The sequence below is a fragment of the Flavobacterium sp. GW823-FHT04A11 genome (genome assembly GCF_058796535.1).
The window spans coordinates 3,147,720-3,164,258 of sequence record NZ_CM179503.1; the positions used below are offsets into that span (position 1 = coordinate 3,147,720).

Below are 16,539 nucleotides of genomic sequence, written 5' to 3' on the forward strand. Positions count from 1 at the left end.
AAAGATTCAGCATGCTTATGTTTTATTCAAATTAAATTTTGGAGACATCTGCTTGCCAACAAACAATATTTAATAAAAATTTATGGGAAATAAATTATACGGAAAAGACCTGATTAAATTAGGCTTTCCAAAAAACAATTCAATAAATATTGCTTTAGGGCAAATAAACAGATATAGAAAAAGAGAAAAAAAGGAATCCATTCTAACAGAAGCGAAAGAGGTTTTACTACATCCTGAAAAATTTGAAGGAAATGGAACCTGGGGAAAAGTAGTTGAAGGTTTAATTAACCCGGTTCAGGTTAGGATGCATCAGTTGAAGGCAACCCGAGCACCTTTTACGATTTTTGGTGAAAATGAAATTGATCAACAGGCTAAATTTCAGTTGTATGATTCTTTAAAATTGCCAATTTCAGTTGCTGGAGCTTTAATGCCGGATGCACATTCAGGTTACGGATTACCGATTGGCGGAGTTTTGGCAACAGATAATGCCGTTATTCCATACGGAGTTGGAGTCGATATTGGATGCAGAATGAGCCTGTCGATTTTTGATTTACCGGCTTCGCATTTCAAAGGAAAAGAACATCAGTTAGAAGCAATTTTAAAAGACAATACAAAATTCGGAATGAATGAAACGCATGCTGCGAAGGCAGATCATGATGTTTTTTACAGAAGCGAGTTTCAGGATATTCCGTTGCTAAAGAACCTTTTACCAAAAGCGTATAAGCAATTGGGAAGTTCAGGAGGAGGAAATCATTTTGTCGAGTTTGGCGTAGCAAAAATTGATAATCCAGAGAATGAATGGAAATTAGGCGTTGGTGAATATTTTGCAGTTTTGTCGCATAGCGGTTCACGTGGCTTAGGTGCAAATATTGCCAAACATTATACCTATCTGGCAACGAAACAATGTCCGTTACCAAAAAATGTGCAGCATCTGGCCTGGCTTGATTTGAACACGCATGATGGTCAGGAATATTGGTTAGCGATGAATTTAGCGGGAGAATATGCAAAAGCTTGTCACGACGATATTCACAGACGAATTGCAAAAGCAATAGGAAAGCGAGTAGTAGTAACGATTGAAAATCACCACAATTTTGCGTGGAAGGAAATGGTAAACGGACAGGAATGCATCGTGCACAGAAAAGGCGCAACTCCGGCTGCAGAAGGTCAGTTAGGAATTATTCCGGGATCAATGACAGCTCCGGGATATATTGTGAAAGGTAAAGGAAATCCAGAAAGTTTAAATTCAGCTTCGCACGGTGCCGGACGTTTATTTTCGAGAGCTAAATGCAAAGCCACTTTTACGCAAAGTGAAATTAAAAAGGTATTGAAAGCTAATGATGTAACCTTAATTGGCGGCAATATTGATGAAGCCCCAATGGCTTACAAAGACATTACAAAAGTGATGGCAAACCAAACAGATTTGGTTGAAGTTCTGGGAACTTTCACTCCGAAAATCGTTAGAATGGATCGATAAAAGAAATTAAAATGGAAAAAATAATTCAGATAACATCGGGTCGTGGACCTGCAGAATGCACTTGGGTAGTTGCCCAAGTGCTTAAAAAAGTTTTGGAAGAAGCCGAAGAGCAACAATTGGAAACTACTTTACTGCAAAGAGAAGTTGGTCAGGAAAATGGAACTGTTGAAACGGCAACAATTTCTGTAAAAGGAAAAAATGCTGCAGGTTTTGCTGCTTCCTGGATTGGAACAATTCAATGGATTGGGCAGAGCCAGTTTCGCAAAATGCACAAACGCAAAAACTGGTTTATAGGCATTTTTGAGATTGAACCGCAGAACAATGCATCAATTTCAGAAAATGACATTCAGTATCAGGCAATGCGAAGTTCAGGTGCCGGCGGACAGCATGTAAACAAAGTGAGTTCGGCGATTAGAGCAACACATATTCCAACCGGAATTGCAGTCGTTTCGATGGACAGCCGTTCGCAACACCAAAACAAAAAACTGGCAACAGAAAGATTATTAAAAAAATTAGAAGACGAAACCTTACAGCAACTCAAAAATCATGTTGGTAAACAATGGGAAAACCAACTGAATATTCAACGTGGAAATCCTGTGAGGGTTTTTACCGGAAGTGATTTTAAAAAGAATAAAATCGAGAAAAGTTACAAAGGAATTCGACAGAAATTAAAAACAGACTTACGAAATGAAAACAATTGATAAATACCTTTTTCAGGCTTTGGATAATTATCCGTATTGGCTTGAAGGAACTATCGAATCTTTAGATTATGCTTCTTCTTATAATGATAAAAACACGATGGTTTTGTGTTTGTACGGAAGAATTCAGGCAGAGCAATTATGGAATTATGAGGAAGCTAAGTCTTATTTTCAGGAAGCTTTAGCTATAAATATTCATGCATTTGAAGTATATCCGCACTATTTACAAACTTTAATTTTGAATGAAGATTATGAAGAAGCTCAAAAACTTATTGATTTTGCATTAACTATAAAAGGAATAAACAAATCTGAAATTTTTGTAAAGAAAGCGATTCTTTTAGAAGCGAAGCGGGAGTTTAAAAAAGCATTGAGAGCAATTAAAGAAGCTAAACTTAGTTCCTTACAGTTCACTTTTGATTCGGATATTGCAGAAACAGAAAAGAGAATCAAAGGAAAAATTGATTTGATGAAGGATAAAAAGAAACCTAAAAAATCAAAAAAGGATTCTAAAAAGAAATCAAAATAATTTTGAGATGAAACAAAAACGATGCAAAATTGCATCGTTTTTTGTTTTTTTTTGCCACGAATTGCACTAATTTACACGAATTTTAATAAACCAAAATCGGTGTAAACCCGTTCAACCCGTTTAATCTGTGAGCAATAATTATTTCCAGTGCAATTCTAAAGCAAAACAGGTTTTTTCGCCTTTTGTAATGCTGAAGGTTGCTGTTGTGTGATCATCATCTTCACTTTCATGAATGACAACTTTATCTTTTAGGGAAAGCTCTTTCATAAAGTTCATTTCAAAACTTTTCACTTGTTGTTTCAGGATTCTTTTTTCATCAACATGATCTAAACACCATTCTAAATATTTGACATTATTTACGTGATTTACAATATCTAAATCTGATAAATAAACTGTCTTTTCAAAAATAGCGCCTTTTTCATGGTTGATATTTATTTTCGAAAAACCTTCTTTTGTAGCACGATTTTCAGGGAATAATTCAAAATGCTCGTAAGGCAAAGCTAATGGTTCAGGGCGACGCGCTTGTGTATTAAAAACGGCCCAATAGGTTTCGCAGCCTACTATTTTTTTGCCATTAACATACATTTCAAGCGCACGAACCGAACGGGAATTTTCTAAACTATTGATCCAGGTCTTAACTGTTACAACATCTTGCCATTTTGGTAAAGCACTAATTTCAACGCGCATTCGGCTTAAAACCCAAGCCTGGTGAAATTCCTGCATGTCAAAAAAGCTGATTCCGCCAACTTCAGAATGTGCCGCGGCGGTGAGTTGTAAAATATTACATAAGTCTGTATATTTTAAAAAGCCGTTTGGCGTGCATTGCGTAAAATTGATTTCCCAGTCTTTGCTTAAAACCGATGTGAAATTTGGTGATATTGGCATTTTGTAATTTTAAATTTTAGAATATTTATTTAGAAAAAAGAATATAGATTATAGAAAATAGATTTTTACCTTAGAAGATTTTCTATGTAATTTATTATTTCTTTTCGATCCGTGGCATAATCAAACCATTTTGTGGTTTCATTTCTTTTGAACCAGGTAAGTTGTCTTTTGGAAAAACGTCTGGTATTTTTCTTAATTTCTTCGATGGCAAATGGCAAAGAGAAATCTCCGTCAAAATAACTAAATAATTCTCTATAACCCACGGTTTGCAGGGCATTTAACGCTTTATTTGGATAAAGTGCTTTTGCTTCTTCCAGTAAACCTTGGTTCATCATGATGTCAACACGCTGATTAATACGGTTGTAAATGATATTTCTGTCTGCTTCTAAACCGATTAAAATAGGAGTGAAGTTTCTGTTGTTTTTCTTTTGATTTAAAAAAGAAGAATAGGGTTTTTGGGTTCCGATACAAACTTCTACAAAACGCATAATGCGTTGCGGATTCTGTAAAGTCTGCGGATTTTCTAAAGTTATTTTTTGATAATATTCCGGATCTAAAAGCTGTAAATGCTCTTGTAAATAATTGATTCCCAGTTTTTCGTAATTTGAATTTACTTCAGATCTAACTGAAGGATCAATTTCGGGAAATTCATCAAAGCCTTTTAAAATAGCATCGACATATAAACCTGAACCTCCAATTAAAATTGCGAAATCATTTTTTTGAAACAATTCTTCCAGTTTTAAAAGTGCTTCTTTTTCGTAATCGCCAACGGTATAATTTTCGAAAATTGATTTATTCTGAATGAAATGATGTGTGGCTGAATTAAGTTCTTCCTGATTTGGAACAGCGGTACCAATAGTCATTTCTTTGAAAAACTGACGGCTGTCGCAAGAAATTATCTCGCAGTTAAAATGTTGTGCCAAAGCAATACTCAAGGCTGTTTTGCCTATAGCGGTTGGTCCGACAATGGTGATTAAATGTTTCATATTTTTTAGCCCAGATGGAAATGGAAACCCCGGACTTATATTTGTTCGTTTTTTTTGGGATAAAAGAGCGACTTTAGAAGCTCCTTTTATGCCTTAAAAAAACAACAAAGATAAGGAGGAGTTGTAATGTACAGCTGGAATTGCTTCTTAAATTAATTCGGTAATTCTGTTCCGCATTCATAACAATATTTTGCGCTATCAAAATGGGTTTGCGAATTACAATTTTTGCAGGTTCTTTTTCCGCTTACGCTGTTGTTTTTGAGACTGCTTTTTGCAAATTCTGCTGTTACAATTCCGGTTGGTACGGCTATAATTCCGTAACCTAAAATCATTACTAAAGCTGCAATAAATTGTCCTAAAGGAGTTTGCGGAGAAATATCGCCATACCCAACTGTCGTTAAAGTTACAATAGTCCAATAAATACTCATCGGAATACTTGTAAATCCAGATTGTTTGCCTTCTACCAAATACATTATAGAACCAATTAGTATGGTACTTATTAGCACAAAATATATGAAAACGAGAATTTTTTCTTTACTGGCTTCGATGGCTTCGCGAAGTTGATAAGACTGATGTGATATTTGCGGAATATGCAGGATTTTGAATAATCGGAAAAAGCGCAATGCCCTAACGATGGAAAGTATGCTGGCGCCGGGAAAAAATATAGACAAATACATAGGCAAAACGGCCAGTAAATCTATAATTCCGTAAAAGCTGAAAACATATTTAACGGGTTTTTGAATTGAAATTATCCTTAAAATATATTCAATGGTAAAAAATCCGGTGATAACCCATTCGCAGATAATAAGTTGTGAATGATATTTTTGATTGATTCCCTGAACTGTTTCCATCATAATCAAAAGAACGCTCAATAAAATCAATCCAAGAAGTACCAAATCGAACATTCGTCCTAAAATTGTATTGGTACCATAAAGAATGATCTTGATTTTTTCTCTGAAAATCTCGTATTTTGATTTTGTTTTTTTCATACCGTCAAAGATAATGAAAGTTTTTATTTGTTAAAAATTTAGAATTTTAACTGATTTACTTTTACGGATGTATTGCTGGATGATGTTTTTGACATCACGATTGTTTTGCATCGGAATCAAAATATTCTTTAAAATATCGCTATTCATAATTTGATAATTCAAATCATAAAAAGCATATCCTTTGTATTGTCCATTTTCGATTAATACTGCGCTGCGTTCGTTTACGTTACGGCCTCTGTCAATAATAATCATGCTTTTGTTTTCAAAACTATGTTCTGAGATAAATTGCTGTACACGAGCATTGTATATTTCAGGTGTAATCTCACCAATGCAAGCTCCATCACACTCTTTGATTTTATATTGAAAACATTCTTTTTTGGTTTGATATAAACCTGTCAGTTTTTGGCACAAATGATAATTTGCAGAGAATTTGAAAAGCATATTTTTACCTTCCTGCAAAGAAATAAATGATGTAATTTCCTTTTTACGGCCATCTGCTTTTTGAAGTTTTAAGTTCAGATATCCATTGGCGTCTTTTTCTGCATATAAGGCAAACGGAAAAAAAGTTTTTTTCTGTGAACGATTATGTCTTGGACGGTTTACTTTTATTTCTTCGCTTTCTTTTAATAATGCAATTAATTCGCTTCCGGTTTCATCATAAGTTATAGTAAAAACTTCGGCCTGAATTTTTTTGCTTTTGGTCGTGATTCCTGTAAAATGCTGATTTACTCTTTTTCGAATATTCTGGCTTTTGCCGATATAAATTAATGTACCGCCTTCATTATAAATATAATAAATACCGGTTTTAGAAGGCATTTGTCCAACTAAATCCATCAATTTAGGAGAAATTCCTTTTTCGACTTCGAGCTTTATAAAATCTTTTACGATTGTTTTTTCCAGATCTTTTTCCAGAAGCATTTTAAAAAGTTTTGTGGTTGCCATAGCATCTCCGCTGGCGCGATGTCTGTCTGCCATTGGAATTCCAAGTGCGCGAACGAGTTTTCCTAAACTATAAGAAGGCTGTTCCGGAATTAATTTTTTGGCTAGTTCTACAGTACAGAGCGTTCTGGCTTCAAAATCATAACCTAATCGTCTGAATTCCGTGCGTAAGATTCGGTAGTCAAAAGAAGCATTATGGGCCACAATAATACAATCTGAAGTAATTTCTATAATTCTTTTTGCGACTTCAAAAAACTTTGGAGCAGAACGCAGCATAGCATTATTAATTCCGGTTAATTTTACCACAAAGGGCTGAATTGGAATTTCAGGATTGACAAGGCTAATGAATTGATCAACTACTTCGTGTCCATCAAATTTATAAATGGCAATTTCGGTAATTCCTTCTTCATTAAATTGGCCACCAGTAGTTTCTATGTCTAATATTGCGTACAAATTATGTATTCAGTTGTATGTAGAGATGCACAGTAGTGCATCTTCACGGTAGTTAGTAAGTTTATCTTCCTCCAAAAATACTGCTTCCAATTCGTACCATTGTACTGCCACATTCTATGGCAAGTTGGTAATCACCGGACATTCCCATTGAAATAGTATTCAGTTTGCAGTTTTCAGTCTGCAATGTTTTAATGGAGTCGAAAATCGATTTTAAATGCTGGAATTCTTTTTTAATTTGGTTTTGATCTTCTGTAAATGTTGCCATTCCCATTAAACCTAAGGTACGAATATTTTTCATTTCTTTGAACTCAGACGAAGAAATAAGTTCATTTAATTCATTTTCGTCTAAACCAAATTTAGTTTCTTCCTCAGCGATATGTATTTGAAGCAAACAATCGATAATTCTGTTGTTTTTTAAAGCTTGTTTGTTGATTTCCTGTAATAATTTCAAACTGTCAACACCATGAATCAAACTTACAAATGGCGCCATAAATTTGACTTTATTCGTTTGAACATGACCAATCATGTGCCATTGAATATCTTTTGGCATTTCTTCGTACTTATCAGCCATTTCCTGGATTTTGTTTTCTCCAAAAATGCGTTGACCGGCTTCGTAAGCCTGCATTAAGTCAGAAACAGGTTTGGTTTTTGAAACGGCAACTAATGTTACATGTTCAGGCAAACTTGTTTTGATTGTATTTAAATTTGATGCTATTGACATTTTTCTATTTTTTCTTGAATTCTCAATATAATTAGTCTTTCGTCTACAATTATCTTTTCATTCTTGGATTTTTTAAATTCATTGAAGATCTGTATTATTCCTTCATCAGAATATGTTTCGAATGAATTTATGATGTAATTATCTTCTTTGGTTTTTATTTTTAGGTAAAAATTTGCACCACATAATCCTCGCCTAGAAGAACCATTACTCTGTATTTTGATAGAAGTTTGTTTTATATTTAGTGATTTTATCCATTGCGTATTAAACGTTTCACCATGTAATATAATACTATTTTCTTCTAAAGTTATTATATCAACATTGCTTTTACTTCTATTAATAATTATAAAGCCACAGATTGCTAATAGAAACAACCCAATTATAATTGTATAAAATTTTGGAAGATTAAAAAATAAAATTAGAGATAAATAAATAAAGAATTCAATTACGAATGCCAAATTTCTTACTGTAAAAAGGCGTTGATTGAAATTTTTATATTCGCTCTCAAATGTTATCATATTTAAAATCCTTAAACAAACTGCTTAGAAATTTTCTCAGCTTTTTTACTTTCGCTGTAATCATAAAAACCTTCACCAGATTTTACTCCTAACTTTCCGGCTCTCACCATATTTACCAATAATGGGCAAGGCGCATATTTAGGGTTTTTGAAACCTTCGTACATAACGTTTAAGATTGCAAGACAAACGTCAAGACCAATAAAATCAGCTAGTTGAAGCGGTCCCATCGGATGTCCCATTCCTAATTTCATAACAGTGTCAATTTCATAAACCCCGGCAACTTTATTATATAACGTTTCAATTGCCTCATTTAGCATAGGCATTAAAATTCTGTTTGCTACGAAACCTGGATAATCGTTTACTTCAACTGGTGTTTTGCCTAATTTTACGGATAAATCCATGATAATTTTAGTTACTTCATCGCTGGTATTGTATCCACGAATGATTTCAACTAATTTCATAATGGGCACTGGATTCATAAAGTGCATTCCGATAACGCGTTCAGGATGTGCAACAACGGCTCCAATTTGTGTAATTGAAATTGAAGAAGTATTGGTAGCTAAAATAGTATTGTGAGAACAAGCTTCGTTTAATTGCTTGAAGATATTCAGTTTCAACTCTACATTTTCTGTAGCAGCTTCAACTACTAAATCAACGCCAACAACTCCATCTTTAATATCAGTATAGGTAATAATATTGGTGATTGTTTTGGCAACATCTTCCTGAGTGATAGTTCCTTTAGACAACATTCGGTCTAAATTAGCGGCAATCGTTGCCATTCCTTTATCTAATGATTTTTCAGAAACATCAATAAGTTTTACGGTAAAACCACTTTGTGCAAATGTATGAGCAATTCCGTTACCCATTGTTCCTGCACCAATTACAGCTATAGTTTTCATTTTTTTATTGGTATTATATTTATGATTTAGCCACGAATTCACTAGTTAAGCAGTGAATTCGTGGCTAATTTTATTTTTTAAAATTATATTATTTATCGAAACAATCAATAATTTGATACGCTACCCTTAAAGCATCTGTAGCTTGTTCAAGCGTTACAACAGGCGTAGTATCAGTATTGATAGCATTTGCAAATGATTCTAATTCGTCAAGAATTGCGTTGTTTTGCTCAACATCAGGATTAGTAAAGTAGATTTGTTTTTTTACACCTTCGGCATTTTGCAGAATCATATCAAAATCTCCAGGAGTTTCTGGCGCATCTTTCATACGGACTACTTCACATTTTTTCTCTAAAAAGTCAACAGAAATGTAGGCATCTCTTTGAAAGAAACGTGTTTTACGCATGTTTTTCATCGAAATTCTGCTTGCCGTTAAATTCGCAACACAGCCATTTTCGAATTCAATTCGGGCATTGGCAATATCAGGAGTATCACTGATTACAGAAACACCACTGGCATGAATATCTTTTACTTTTGAATGAACTACACTCAAAATAGCATCAATATCGTGAATCATCAAATCCAAAACCACAGGAACATCTGTACCACGCGGATTAAACTCGGCCAAACGATGTGTTTCTATAAACATCGGATTTTCGATCATGTTTTTTGTAGCAATAAAAGCAGGGTTAAAACGCTCGACATGACCAACCTGACCCTTTACGTTGTATTCTTTTGCCAAAGCGATAATTTCTTCGGCTTCTTCAACGGTATTGGCGATTGGTTTTTCTATAAAGATGTGTTTTCCTGATTTGATCGCTACTTTTGCACATTTATAATGAGAAAGTGTTGGCGTTACAATATCGATTACATCAACAGCGTGGATTAATTTTGCAATTGTGCTGAAGTTTTTATAGCCAAATTCTTTTGAAATTCTTTCGGCGTTTTCTTGATTTTCGTCGTAAAATCCAACTAATTCATATTTGTCAGATTGTTGTAATAAGCGTAAATGTATTTTACCTAGATGACCAGCACCTAAAACTCCTACTTTTAACATGAGAATGTATTTTAAACAAAAATAGAATTTATTTGTTGAATGTAAAAATGAATGCAATAAAGATTTAGCGATTTAATAATTAAAAATCAATATTTGATTTAGTATTTAGTTTATTAATTTTACAAAAATAAAATAAACCCATTTTGAAAGATACTGCCAAACATCAAGGACTTCGTAATCAATTAGTAAGCACTTTAGAACAAAAAGGAATTACTGACAGAGCGGTTTTGGATGCGATAAAAAAAATCCCAAGACACCTTTTTTTGAATTCCAGTTTTGAAGATTATGCTTATCAGGATAAGGCATTTCCTATAGGAGCTGGTCAAACTATTTCGCAACCTTATACAGTTGCGTTTCAATCGCAATTGTTAGAAGTTAAAAAAGATCATAAAATACTCGAAATTGGTACCGGATCAGGGTATCAAACGGCCGTTTTGTTTATGTTGGGCGCAAAGGTGTATAGTATAGAAAGACAAAATGAATTGTTTAAAACAACTTCAAATTTATTTCCAAAATTAAATATTCGTCCAAAACATTTATCGTTTGGAGACGGCTATAAAGGGTTGCCAAATCATGCTCCGTTTGATAGTATTATAGTTACAGCCGGTGCACCATTTATTCCGCAGCCTTTAATGGCGCAATTAAAAATAGGAGGAAGGCTTGTTATTCCGTTAGGAGAAGATGTCCAGATCATGACTTTATTAATTCGCAAAAACGAAACACAATTTGAAAAACATGAATTTGGAGAGTTTCGATTTGTGCCTTTGTTAGAAGATAAAAATTAATAAAAAGCCCGGTTTAAGTCGGGCTTTTATTTTATAGCTAATTCTATGGCTCGTTTTAGATTTTCTTTTTCAATTTTAACGATATGATTAATGAATATAGATTTATCGTTCTGAAGTTGACTTTCTTCCAAAATTGAAAAATATTCATTTATGTTATTTTCTTCTATTGAAGCAAATGTGTAATTATATTGAAGTAAAATCCAGTTTAATATTAAATTCGCCATTTGAAGATTTCCATTTACGAAAGGATTGATTTCGAGTATTTTTAGATGTGCTTCAGATGCGAGAATTATTGGATGTAAATTATTTTTTTGCAATTCATACCAGTTATAAAATTGATTCATTTCACGCATAACTAATGAATCATTTTTATATTTTCCCGAATTTTCAGATTCGATTTCTTTGAATATCAAATTGTGCATTATAAGTAAATCTTTTTCATTTAAAGATGTCTTCTTTTGACTTAAATCTTTAATATATAATACAGCTTCCTGAAAATTAATAGCTTCAAGGTGATTTTGCATGCTTTTGCCTTTGATTGTCAAACCATCATTTAGGATAGATTTAGTTTCTTCTAATGTTAAAGGATTTCCATTTAAACGAATGCTTTTAAATATAAATTCTAATTCTAATGCTTTTGAAATCTGGCGTAACTCAAAATGATTAAAAGATTGTATTTTATTTTTTAATATTTCAATTTCGTCTAAAATCGTTTGGACAGATGATATTATTATCGAATTGATTTCTTTTTTATTTTTTTGAATTTCTTGTTCAACTAAAAGCAAAGCCTTTAGAGCAAATTCTTCATCACCAATTTCGTAAAGTATTTTTTCCTTAAGCCAGACAATCATTAATGTTTCATAATCAATTTCTAAAAGCTGTGCTAATTTGGTTATTTGGCCTTTAGTAGGTTTTCTGGTTCCCGACTCAAATTTACTGATTAATGCCTGATCAATTCCAAGAAGTTGTGCCACTTCTCTCGTTTTTAATCCTTTCTTTTCTCTGGCATTTTTTAAAAGTGATTTCATTTATATGAAAATTTGAGTCGTGACAAATTTAGTCATTTATTATGTCACAAAAAAAGCAATACTTTAAAGATATCGCTTTTTGTTTTTGTTTCTAGTTCGGAGGCAAAGAACCGTCTTTTCTCATTTCGCCAACAACAGCCTGCATAATAGCATCAACTGTCTGACCTAAATCGGTCACGTAATCTGATTTTGTAGTTCCTGTCCAGATTAATTTATTTTCTTTCAATGAAAAAATATTGGTTTCTACTAAATAAGAAGTAGTTTCCTGATAATATCCGGGATCGTAAAAGTCTGTAGAATACATTCCGTACCAATTCCCAAAACCATATCCGTACATACCGCTATATATACCGTCAAAACCGCCATAATACATTCCGGTATAAGTTCCGGGAACATAATTGGTTTCTTTTTCAGTACTTACCAAACGCATTGTTACAACTCCGTCAAAATTTTCGTCTTGTAGAATTTTTAATTTTTGCTCCTTAGTGAGGCTTGAAGTGGTTTCGTTTAAATATTGATAAGAAGTCTTAAAAATTTCATTACTGGCAGCAATTCTATTTTCGGCAACTCTTCGTGAAGCTTCGTCTTTTACTAAAACAACAACCAAAACTTTTTTAAAATGTTCCTGAGCAACAGTTATTTTGGGATCTCTCCAACTGTTTACAATCGAAGTATTACTGCCACAACCCGAAAGGATAATAGCAGCTAATAGAATTAAATACCTTTTCATATCTTATTTTTAAAATTATTGTAGTAAAAATAAGAATAAAATATTTAAAATCGTTCTTTTACAGCGAATTAAGATTTAGTTGTATGCTTTTTTAATACGATCAAGATCTCGTTTTGTGTCCTGCTCTTTCAACGATTCACGTTTGTCGTAATTTTTCTTTCCTTTACAAAGACCAATTTGCAGTTTTGCAAGACCTTTTTCGTTGGTAAATAACTTTAACGGAACAATCGTTAATCCTTTTGCCTGAACACTTTTATGAAGGCTTTTTAATTCTTTTTTATTTAAAAGTAATTTTCGTTCGCTTCTTGATTTATGATTGAACTGATTTCCAAAAGAATATTCTTCAACGTAAGTATTAATAGCGAAAAGTTCCAGATTACTGAATTCGCAAAAACTTTCGGTAATGTTCGCTTTTCCTAAACGTATAGATTTTATTTCTGTTCCGGTCAAAACTATTCCGGCAGTATAAGTGTCGATGATTTCATAATCAAATCGAGCTCTTTTATTAAGTATATTGACTGTTTTTAACATAGTGTGCAAATGTAAAACAAAATTAAAAACTTTTGTAGTCCTAAGATAATTAAAATGGAATCTAAGATAGTTAAAGATTTTTTTTAATCTATGATTTTAATCATTTTTAAGAAAAAGCCTTACTGGTAAGTTTGTTAAATAATTTAACAAACTATAAAATGAAAAAAATTGTAACATTAATCAGTATTGTATTAGTAGGTTTAACTGCGAAAGCTCAGGATTCAGCTCAGGGTTTAAAGGGAGCGTGGTTTGCAACATCTCAATTTGGTTACCAGCAAACTAAAACGGCAGATGTGAAAAACACAAATTTATCGGTAATTCCAATTGTTGGTACATTTATTACGCCATCAGTAGCAGTTGGAGCAGGATTGGGGTATATTAATATGAAGTCAGATTCAAAAGCGGGGACGGCAGCAAAAACAGATTTAATTGTAATTGAGCCATTAGCACGAAAATATTGGAATATAGCTGGTTCTCTTTATTTCTTCGGACAAGCAGCTTTACCTGTTATTACGGGTAAAGAAAAAGAAAGTGACACAAAAATAAACCAGTTTGGTTTATCTGTATCAGGAGGTTTTGATTATTTCGTAACGAAAAATTTCTCAGTTGAGTTTTCTTATGATCTGGCGAATTTTACATCAACTACAATTGACCCTACAGTTGGTGAAAAAACTACCGTAACTAATTTTGGATTAGCGCATATGGCAAATGTTGATTCAGCATATTTAGCCGGAGGAACTAGTTTAACAACGCCACTTTCTGTCGGATTTAAATTTATATTCTAAATACTAGTCGATTGATTTAATTTCAAATCGTTAATTTTGTAAAAAAGAAAGACCGTACTTTTTTGAGTACGGTCTTTTATATTATTTTAAAAGTAAAAAATGCAAAATCAATCCAAAGATCCATTACACGGAATCACACTTCAGGCAATCTTAGAAAAGTTAGTCGCTCATTATGGTTTTGATACATTGGGAGAATTAATCCCGATAAAATGTTTTATTTCAAATCCAAGTATAAAATCAAGCTTAACTTTTTTAAGAAAAACCGATTGGGCGCGCAAAAAAGTAGAAGAATTGTATGTAAAGACTTTACCGAAGTTTACGGTCTAATTATAATTTATACGAAATCATAACACCACCACGATAAGGGAGCCATTCGCCACTTTTGTTCCAGTTCTGTGCTTTCTCATATCTTCCGGGAGTTCCGTCGTTGTAATAGCCATGATAAAAACCCTGGTGCCAGCCACCTCCCGCAAAAATATCGAGAACAAATTTTTCGTTTAGTTTGATGTTATAACCAATAGTAGCACCTAAACGATAACCAAAACCATGTTCGTATCTAGCGCTGTCCCAATAATTCCATTTTTGCAGTTCGTAAACATCCGGTCCAGCATGCACACCAACATAAAATCCCTTGTATTTTTCTTTAAAATGGTAACGAACTTCTGGCGTTAGAGTGTAAAATTTCATTGGAGAATGTCCATTAAAAGATTCCCAAAAAGAAGCCATAACATCAACACTAAAAGTAGTTTTCTCGCCTATACTTGTTTCAATTCCAATATTTGGTATTGCAAATAGAGCAGTGGCTGCGTTAAATTTCAAGTAAGTCTGACTTTGCAATTGAATTGAAAAGAAAAGAACAAACAGCACAAATAATTTTTTCATAAAGAGAGATTTCGGAGCAAAGAAATAAGATTTCAATACTTATTTCGCGTGCAAATATAACGCAATACTGTACTTGCTATTGTGAAAATACTGTATTTAACTACATTTTTTTTGTAATAGATGGTTACTTATCTAATAACGAATAAATTACTTTATCTAAAAACTGCCCTTCATAAAATTCAGATTCTTTAAAATGGGCTTCTTTTACAAAACCACATTTTTGCAATACTTTTTCCGAAGCAAAATTCTCAGGATCAATAACCGCTTCGATAGAATGTAATTTCAAATAATCAAAACCATATCTGTTTAATCTGTTTACGGCTTCAGGGATAATACCTTTTCCATGAAATTCCGGTAATAAAATATACCCGATTTCAGCACGATAATTTTCGGGTTGCATTCTGTAAAAGCCAATCACACCCAGTAATTTCGGATTTCCTTTTAATGTTAGTGCCCAATTAATTCCAACATTGGTATCAATTTTTTCATCGATCATGGCAATATGGGCGAGTGCATCTTCAGTATTTTTCACTAAAGGTCTCGGAATGTATTTCATAGTTTCGGGATTCGAACGCAGATCAAAAATTTCGTTGACATCGTCATTCGTAATCCTTCTTAAAAGTAAACGTTCAGTCTCTATAATTGGAAATGGAGAAAAATTAAATTCCAGCATTTTTTTAATTTTATAATATTTGTATACTGAATTTTGAATTAAATGTTTGTTTGGCACCCAAAATCAAAATTCCTTCTTTTTCGAATAAATCACCTGAATTTTCGGCCGTATCTGAATATCCAAACCACGGCTCAATACACACAAACGGAGCCTGATCTTTTGTCCAGATTCCTAAACTTGGAAAATCTGCAAAATCAACTTTTACATAAGGCTTTGAATTTTCAAGAATAGTAAGCGAATTTGATTCTAAAGTTTTAAAAACCAAAGCATCATTTTCAAATAATTTATAGTTTAAAGGAACTAAATTATTTGTCGTTTCTAAAGTTTCTGTTTTATTCGAAATCAAATCATTTTCTAAAAGTGAGTATTTAAGAACTTCTTCTTTCTCAAATTTAAAAGCATAATTCTCAAAATTTTCCGGTAATGCAATTGCGGGATGTGCGCCTATAGAAAAAGGCATTTTACTTTCCCCTTTATTAATTACTTTATATTCAATATCCAAAGTAGTTTCTTTAAGCGTATAAATAAGTTGTAACTCAAACTCAAAAGGATATTTTTTTAGTGTTTCAGCATTTGACTGCAAAGAAAAAGTCGCACTATTTTCAGTTTTATTAATTAATGCAAATTCCATATCGCGTGCAAAACCATGTCTTGACAATTGATATTCTTTATCATTAATTGTATAAATGTTGTTTTTTAAAGTTCCCACAATCGGAAAAAGAACCGGTGAATGTTTTCCCCAGAAATCAGGATTGCCTTCCCAGATATATTCTTTGTTTTGGTTGTTTTTTAAGGAAAATAATTCAGCTCCGGCATGTTTGATCGAAGCTTTAAGTGTTGAATTTGATATAGTTGTATTCAAAATAGTATAATTGAAAAGAATTAGTTTTAAAAGTGATGTAAATATATTTTATAAAATTAAGTTTTTTTAGGAAAATGGCTCAAATTATTTTTTTTATAAATTTTTGCTAAATTTTAATTTAAGG

20 protein-coding genes are annotated in these 16,539 nt (G+C 32.8%); 6 read left to right on the top strand and 14 right to left on the bottom strand.

Annotated elements, in window-relative coordinates:
• The first annotated feature begins 82 nt into the window (after positions 1-82).
• From AC3QL1_RS13460 to AC3QL1_RS13470, 3 genes are read left to right on the top strand one after another with little or no spacing between them, the layout of a single operon-like run.
• The gene (locus AC3QL1_RS13460) at positions 83-1,474 is read left to right on the top strand and encodes an RtcB family protein (RefSeq protein ID WP_492492069.1); all 1,392 of its coding nucleotides are present in this window, start codon (positions 83-85) and stop codon (positions 1,472-1,474) included.
• An 11-nt stretch (positions 1,475-1,485) separates the two neighbouring features.
• Positions 1,486-2,175, top strand: a complete 690-nt coding sequence (gene prfH / locus AC3QL1_RS13465) for a peptide chain release factor H (RefSeq protein WP_492492071.1) — start codon at positions 1,486-1,488, stop codon at positions 2,173-2,175.
• Complete coding sequence (locus tag AC3QL1_RS13470; RefSeq protein ID WP_492492072.1) at positions 2,162-2,698, top strand: hypothetical protein; 537 nt, start codon at positions 2,162-2,164, stop codon at positions 2,696-2,698. Before prfH ends, AC3QL1_RS13470 begins: the two co-directional genes overlap by 14 nt.
• Before the next feature lie 138 nt (positions 2,699-2,836).
• Here the strand turns inward: AC3QL1_RS13470 and AC3QL1_RS13475 are convergent, their stop codons facing one another.
• The 8 genes from AC3QL1_RS13475 to AC3QL1_RS13510 all read right to left on the bottom strand — a co-directional run bounded on the left by AC3QL1_RS13475 (position 2,837) and on the right by AC3QL1_RS13510 (position 10,139).
• A complete protein-coding gene (locus tag AC3QL1_RS13475) occupies positions 2,837-3,583 on the bottom strand; it encodes an acyl-[acyl-carrier-protein] thioesterase (protein ID WP_492492073.1) in 747 nt (248 codons plus the stop codon).
• A gap of 65 nt (positions 3,584-3,648) precedes the next feature.
• Entirely contained in the window at positions 3,649-4,569 is a 921-nt protein-coding gene (miaA, locus tag AC3QL1_RS13480) for a tRNA (adenosine(37)-N6)-dimethylallyltransferase MiaA (protein WP_492492074.1), read from the bottom strand.
• A gap of 152 nt (positions 4,570-4,721) precedes the next feature.
• The gene (locus AC3QL1_RS13485; protein WP_492492075.1) at positions 4,722-5,558 is read right to left on the bottom strand and encodes an ion transporter; all 837 of its coding nucleotides are present in this window, start codon (positions 5,556-5,558) and stop codon (positions 4,722-4,724) included.
• Between the two features lie 30 nt (positions 5,559-5,588).
• Positions 5,589-6,950: an exonuclease domain-containing protein gene (locus AC3QL1_RS13490; protein WP_492492077.1), complete on the bottom strand. Its 1,362-nt coding sequence runs from the start codon at positions 6,948-6,950 to the stop codon at positions 5,589-5,591.
• Positions 6,951-7,011: 61 nt separating this feature from the next.
• On the bottom strand, positions 7,012-7,671 hold the full coding sequence (locus AC3QL1_RS13495) for a YggS family pyridoxal phosphate-dependent enzyme (RefSeq protein ID WP_492492079.1): 660 nt from the start codon (positions 7,669-7,671) through the stop codon (positions 7,012-7,014).
• Positions 7,662-8,186: a hypothetical protein gene (locus AC3QL1_RS13500; protein WP_492492080.1), complete on the bottom strand. Its 525-nt coding sequence runs from the start codon at positions 8,184-8,186 to the stop codon at positions 7,662-7,664. The genes AC3QL1_RS13495 and AC3QL1_RS13500 overlap by 10 nt, the downstream gene beginning before the upstream one ends.
• A gap of 11 nt (positions 8,187-8,197) precedes the next feature.
• Positions 8,198-9,085, bottom strand: coding sequence for a 3-hydroxyacyl-CoA dehydrogenase family protein (locus AC3QL1_RS13505; RefSeq protein WP_072971110.1), 888 nt, complete (start codon positions 9,083-9,085; stop codon positions 8,198-8,200).
• Between the two features lie 88 nt (positions 9,086-9,173).
• Complete coding sequence (locus AC3QL1_RS13510) at positions 9,174-10,139, bottom strand: Gfo/Idh/MocA family protein (protein ID WP_492492083.1); 966 nt, start codon at positions 10,137-10,139, stop codon at positions 9,174-9,176.
• Positions 10,140-10,282: 143 nt separating this feature from the next.
• Between AC3QL1_RS13510 and AC3QL1_RS13515 the strand changes: the two genes are divergently transcribed.
• Positions 10,283-10,924 carry a protein-L-isoaspartate(D-aspartate) O-methyltransferase gene (locus tag AC3QL1_RS13515; RefSeq protein ID WP_492492084.1) on the top strand — a complete coding sequence of 214 codons (642 nt, stop codon included), beginning with the start codon at positions 10,283-10,285 and terminating at the stop codon, positions 10,922-10,924.
• 26 nt (positions 10,925-10,950) lie between these two features.
• Here the strand turns inward: AC3QL1_RS13515 and AC3QL1_RS13520 are convergent, their stop codons facing one another.
• The 3 genes from AC3QL1_RS13520 to smpB all read right to left on the bottom strand — a co-directional run bounded on the left by AC3QL1_RS13520 (position 10,951) and on the right by smpB (position 13,213).
• A complete protein-coding gene (locus AC3QL1_RS13520) occupies positions 10,951-11,952 on the bottom strand; it encodes a helix-turn-helix domain-containing protein (RefSeq protein ID WP_492492086.1) in 1,002 nt (333 codons plus the stop codon).
• 91 nt (positions 11,953-12,043) lie between these two features.
• Positions 12,044-12,682: a hypothetical protein gene (locus tag AC3QL1_RS13525; protein ID WP_492492087.1), complete on the bottom strand. Its 639-nt coding sequence runs from the start codon at positions 12,680-12,682 to the stop codon at positions 12,044-12,046.
• A gap of 75 nt (positions 12,683-12,757) precedes the next feature.
• Positions 12,758-13,213, bottom strand: a complete 456-nt coding sequence (smpB, locus tag AC3QL1_RS13530) for an SsrA-binding protein SmpB (protein WP_492492089.1) — start codon at positions 13,211-13,213, stop codon at positions 12,758-12,760.
• Between the two features lie 158 nt (positions 13,214-13,371).
• Here smpB and AC3QL1_RS13535 point away from each other — a divergent pair, with 158 nt between their 5' ends.
• A complete protein-coding gene (locus tag AC3QL1_RS13535; RefSeq protein WP_492492091.1) occupies positions 13,372-13,998 on the top strand; it encodes an outer membrane beta-barrel protein in 627 nt (208 codons plus the stop codon).
• A 99-nt stretch (positions 13,999-14,097) separates the two neighbouring features.
• Positions 14,098-14,325 (top strand): VF530 family protein, encoded by a 228-nt coding sequence (locus AC3QL1_RS13540; RefSeq protein WP_492492093.1) that lies wholly within the window; start codon positions 14,098-14,100, stop codon positions 14,323-14,325.
• Here AC3QL1_RS13540 and AC3QL1_RS13545 read toward each other — a convergent pair whose 3' ends face one another.
• The 3 genes from AC3QL1_RS13545 to AC3QL1_RS13555 form a co-directional block, all read right to left on the bottom strand.
• Positions 14,326-14,880: a DUF3575 domain-containing protein gene (locus AC3QL1_RS13545; protein ID WP_492492095.1), complete on the bottom strand. Its 555-nt coding sequence runs from the start codon at positions 14,878-14,880 to the stop codon at positions 14,326-14,328.
• 124 nt (positions 14,881-15,004) lie between these two features.
• Positions 15,005-15,553 (bottom strand): GNAT family N-acetyltransferase, encoded by a 549-nt coding sequence (locus tag AC3QL1_RS13550; protein WP_492492096.1) that lies wholly within the window; start codon positions 15,551-15,553, stop codon positions 15,005-15,007.
• 10 nt (positions 15,554-15,563) lie between these two features.
• Positions 15,564-16,415, bottom strand: a complete 852-nt coding sequence (locus AC3QL1_RS13555) for an aldose 1-epimerase family protein (protein WP_492492098.1) — start codon at positions 16,413-16,415, stop codon at positions 15,564-15,566.
• Between the last annotated feature and the right edge of the window lie 124 nt (positions 16,416-16,539).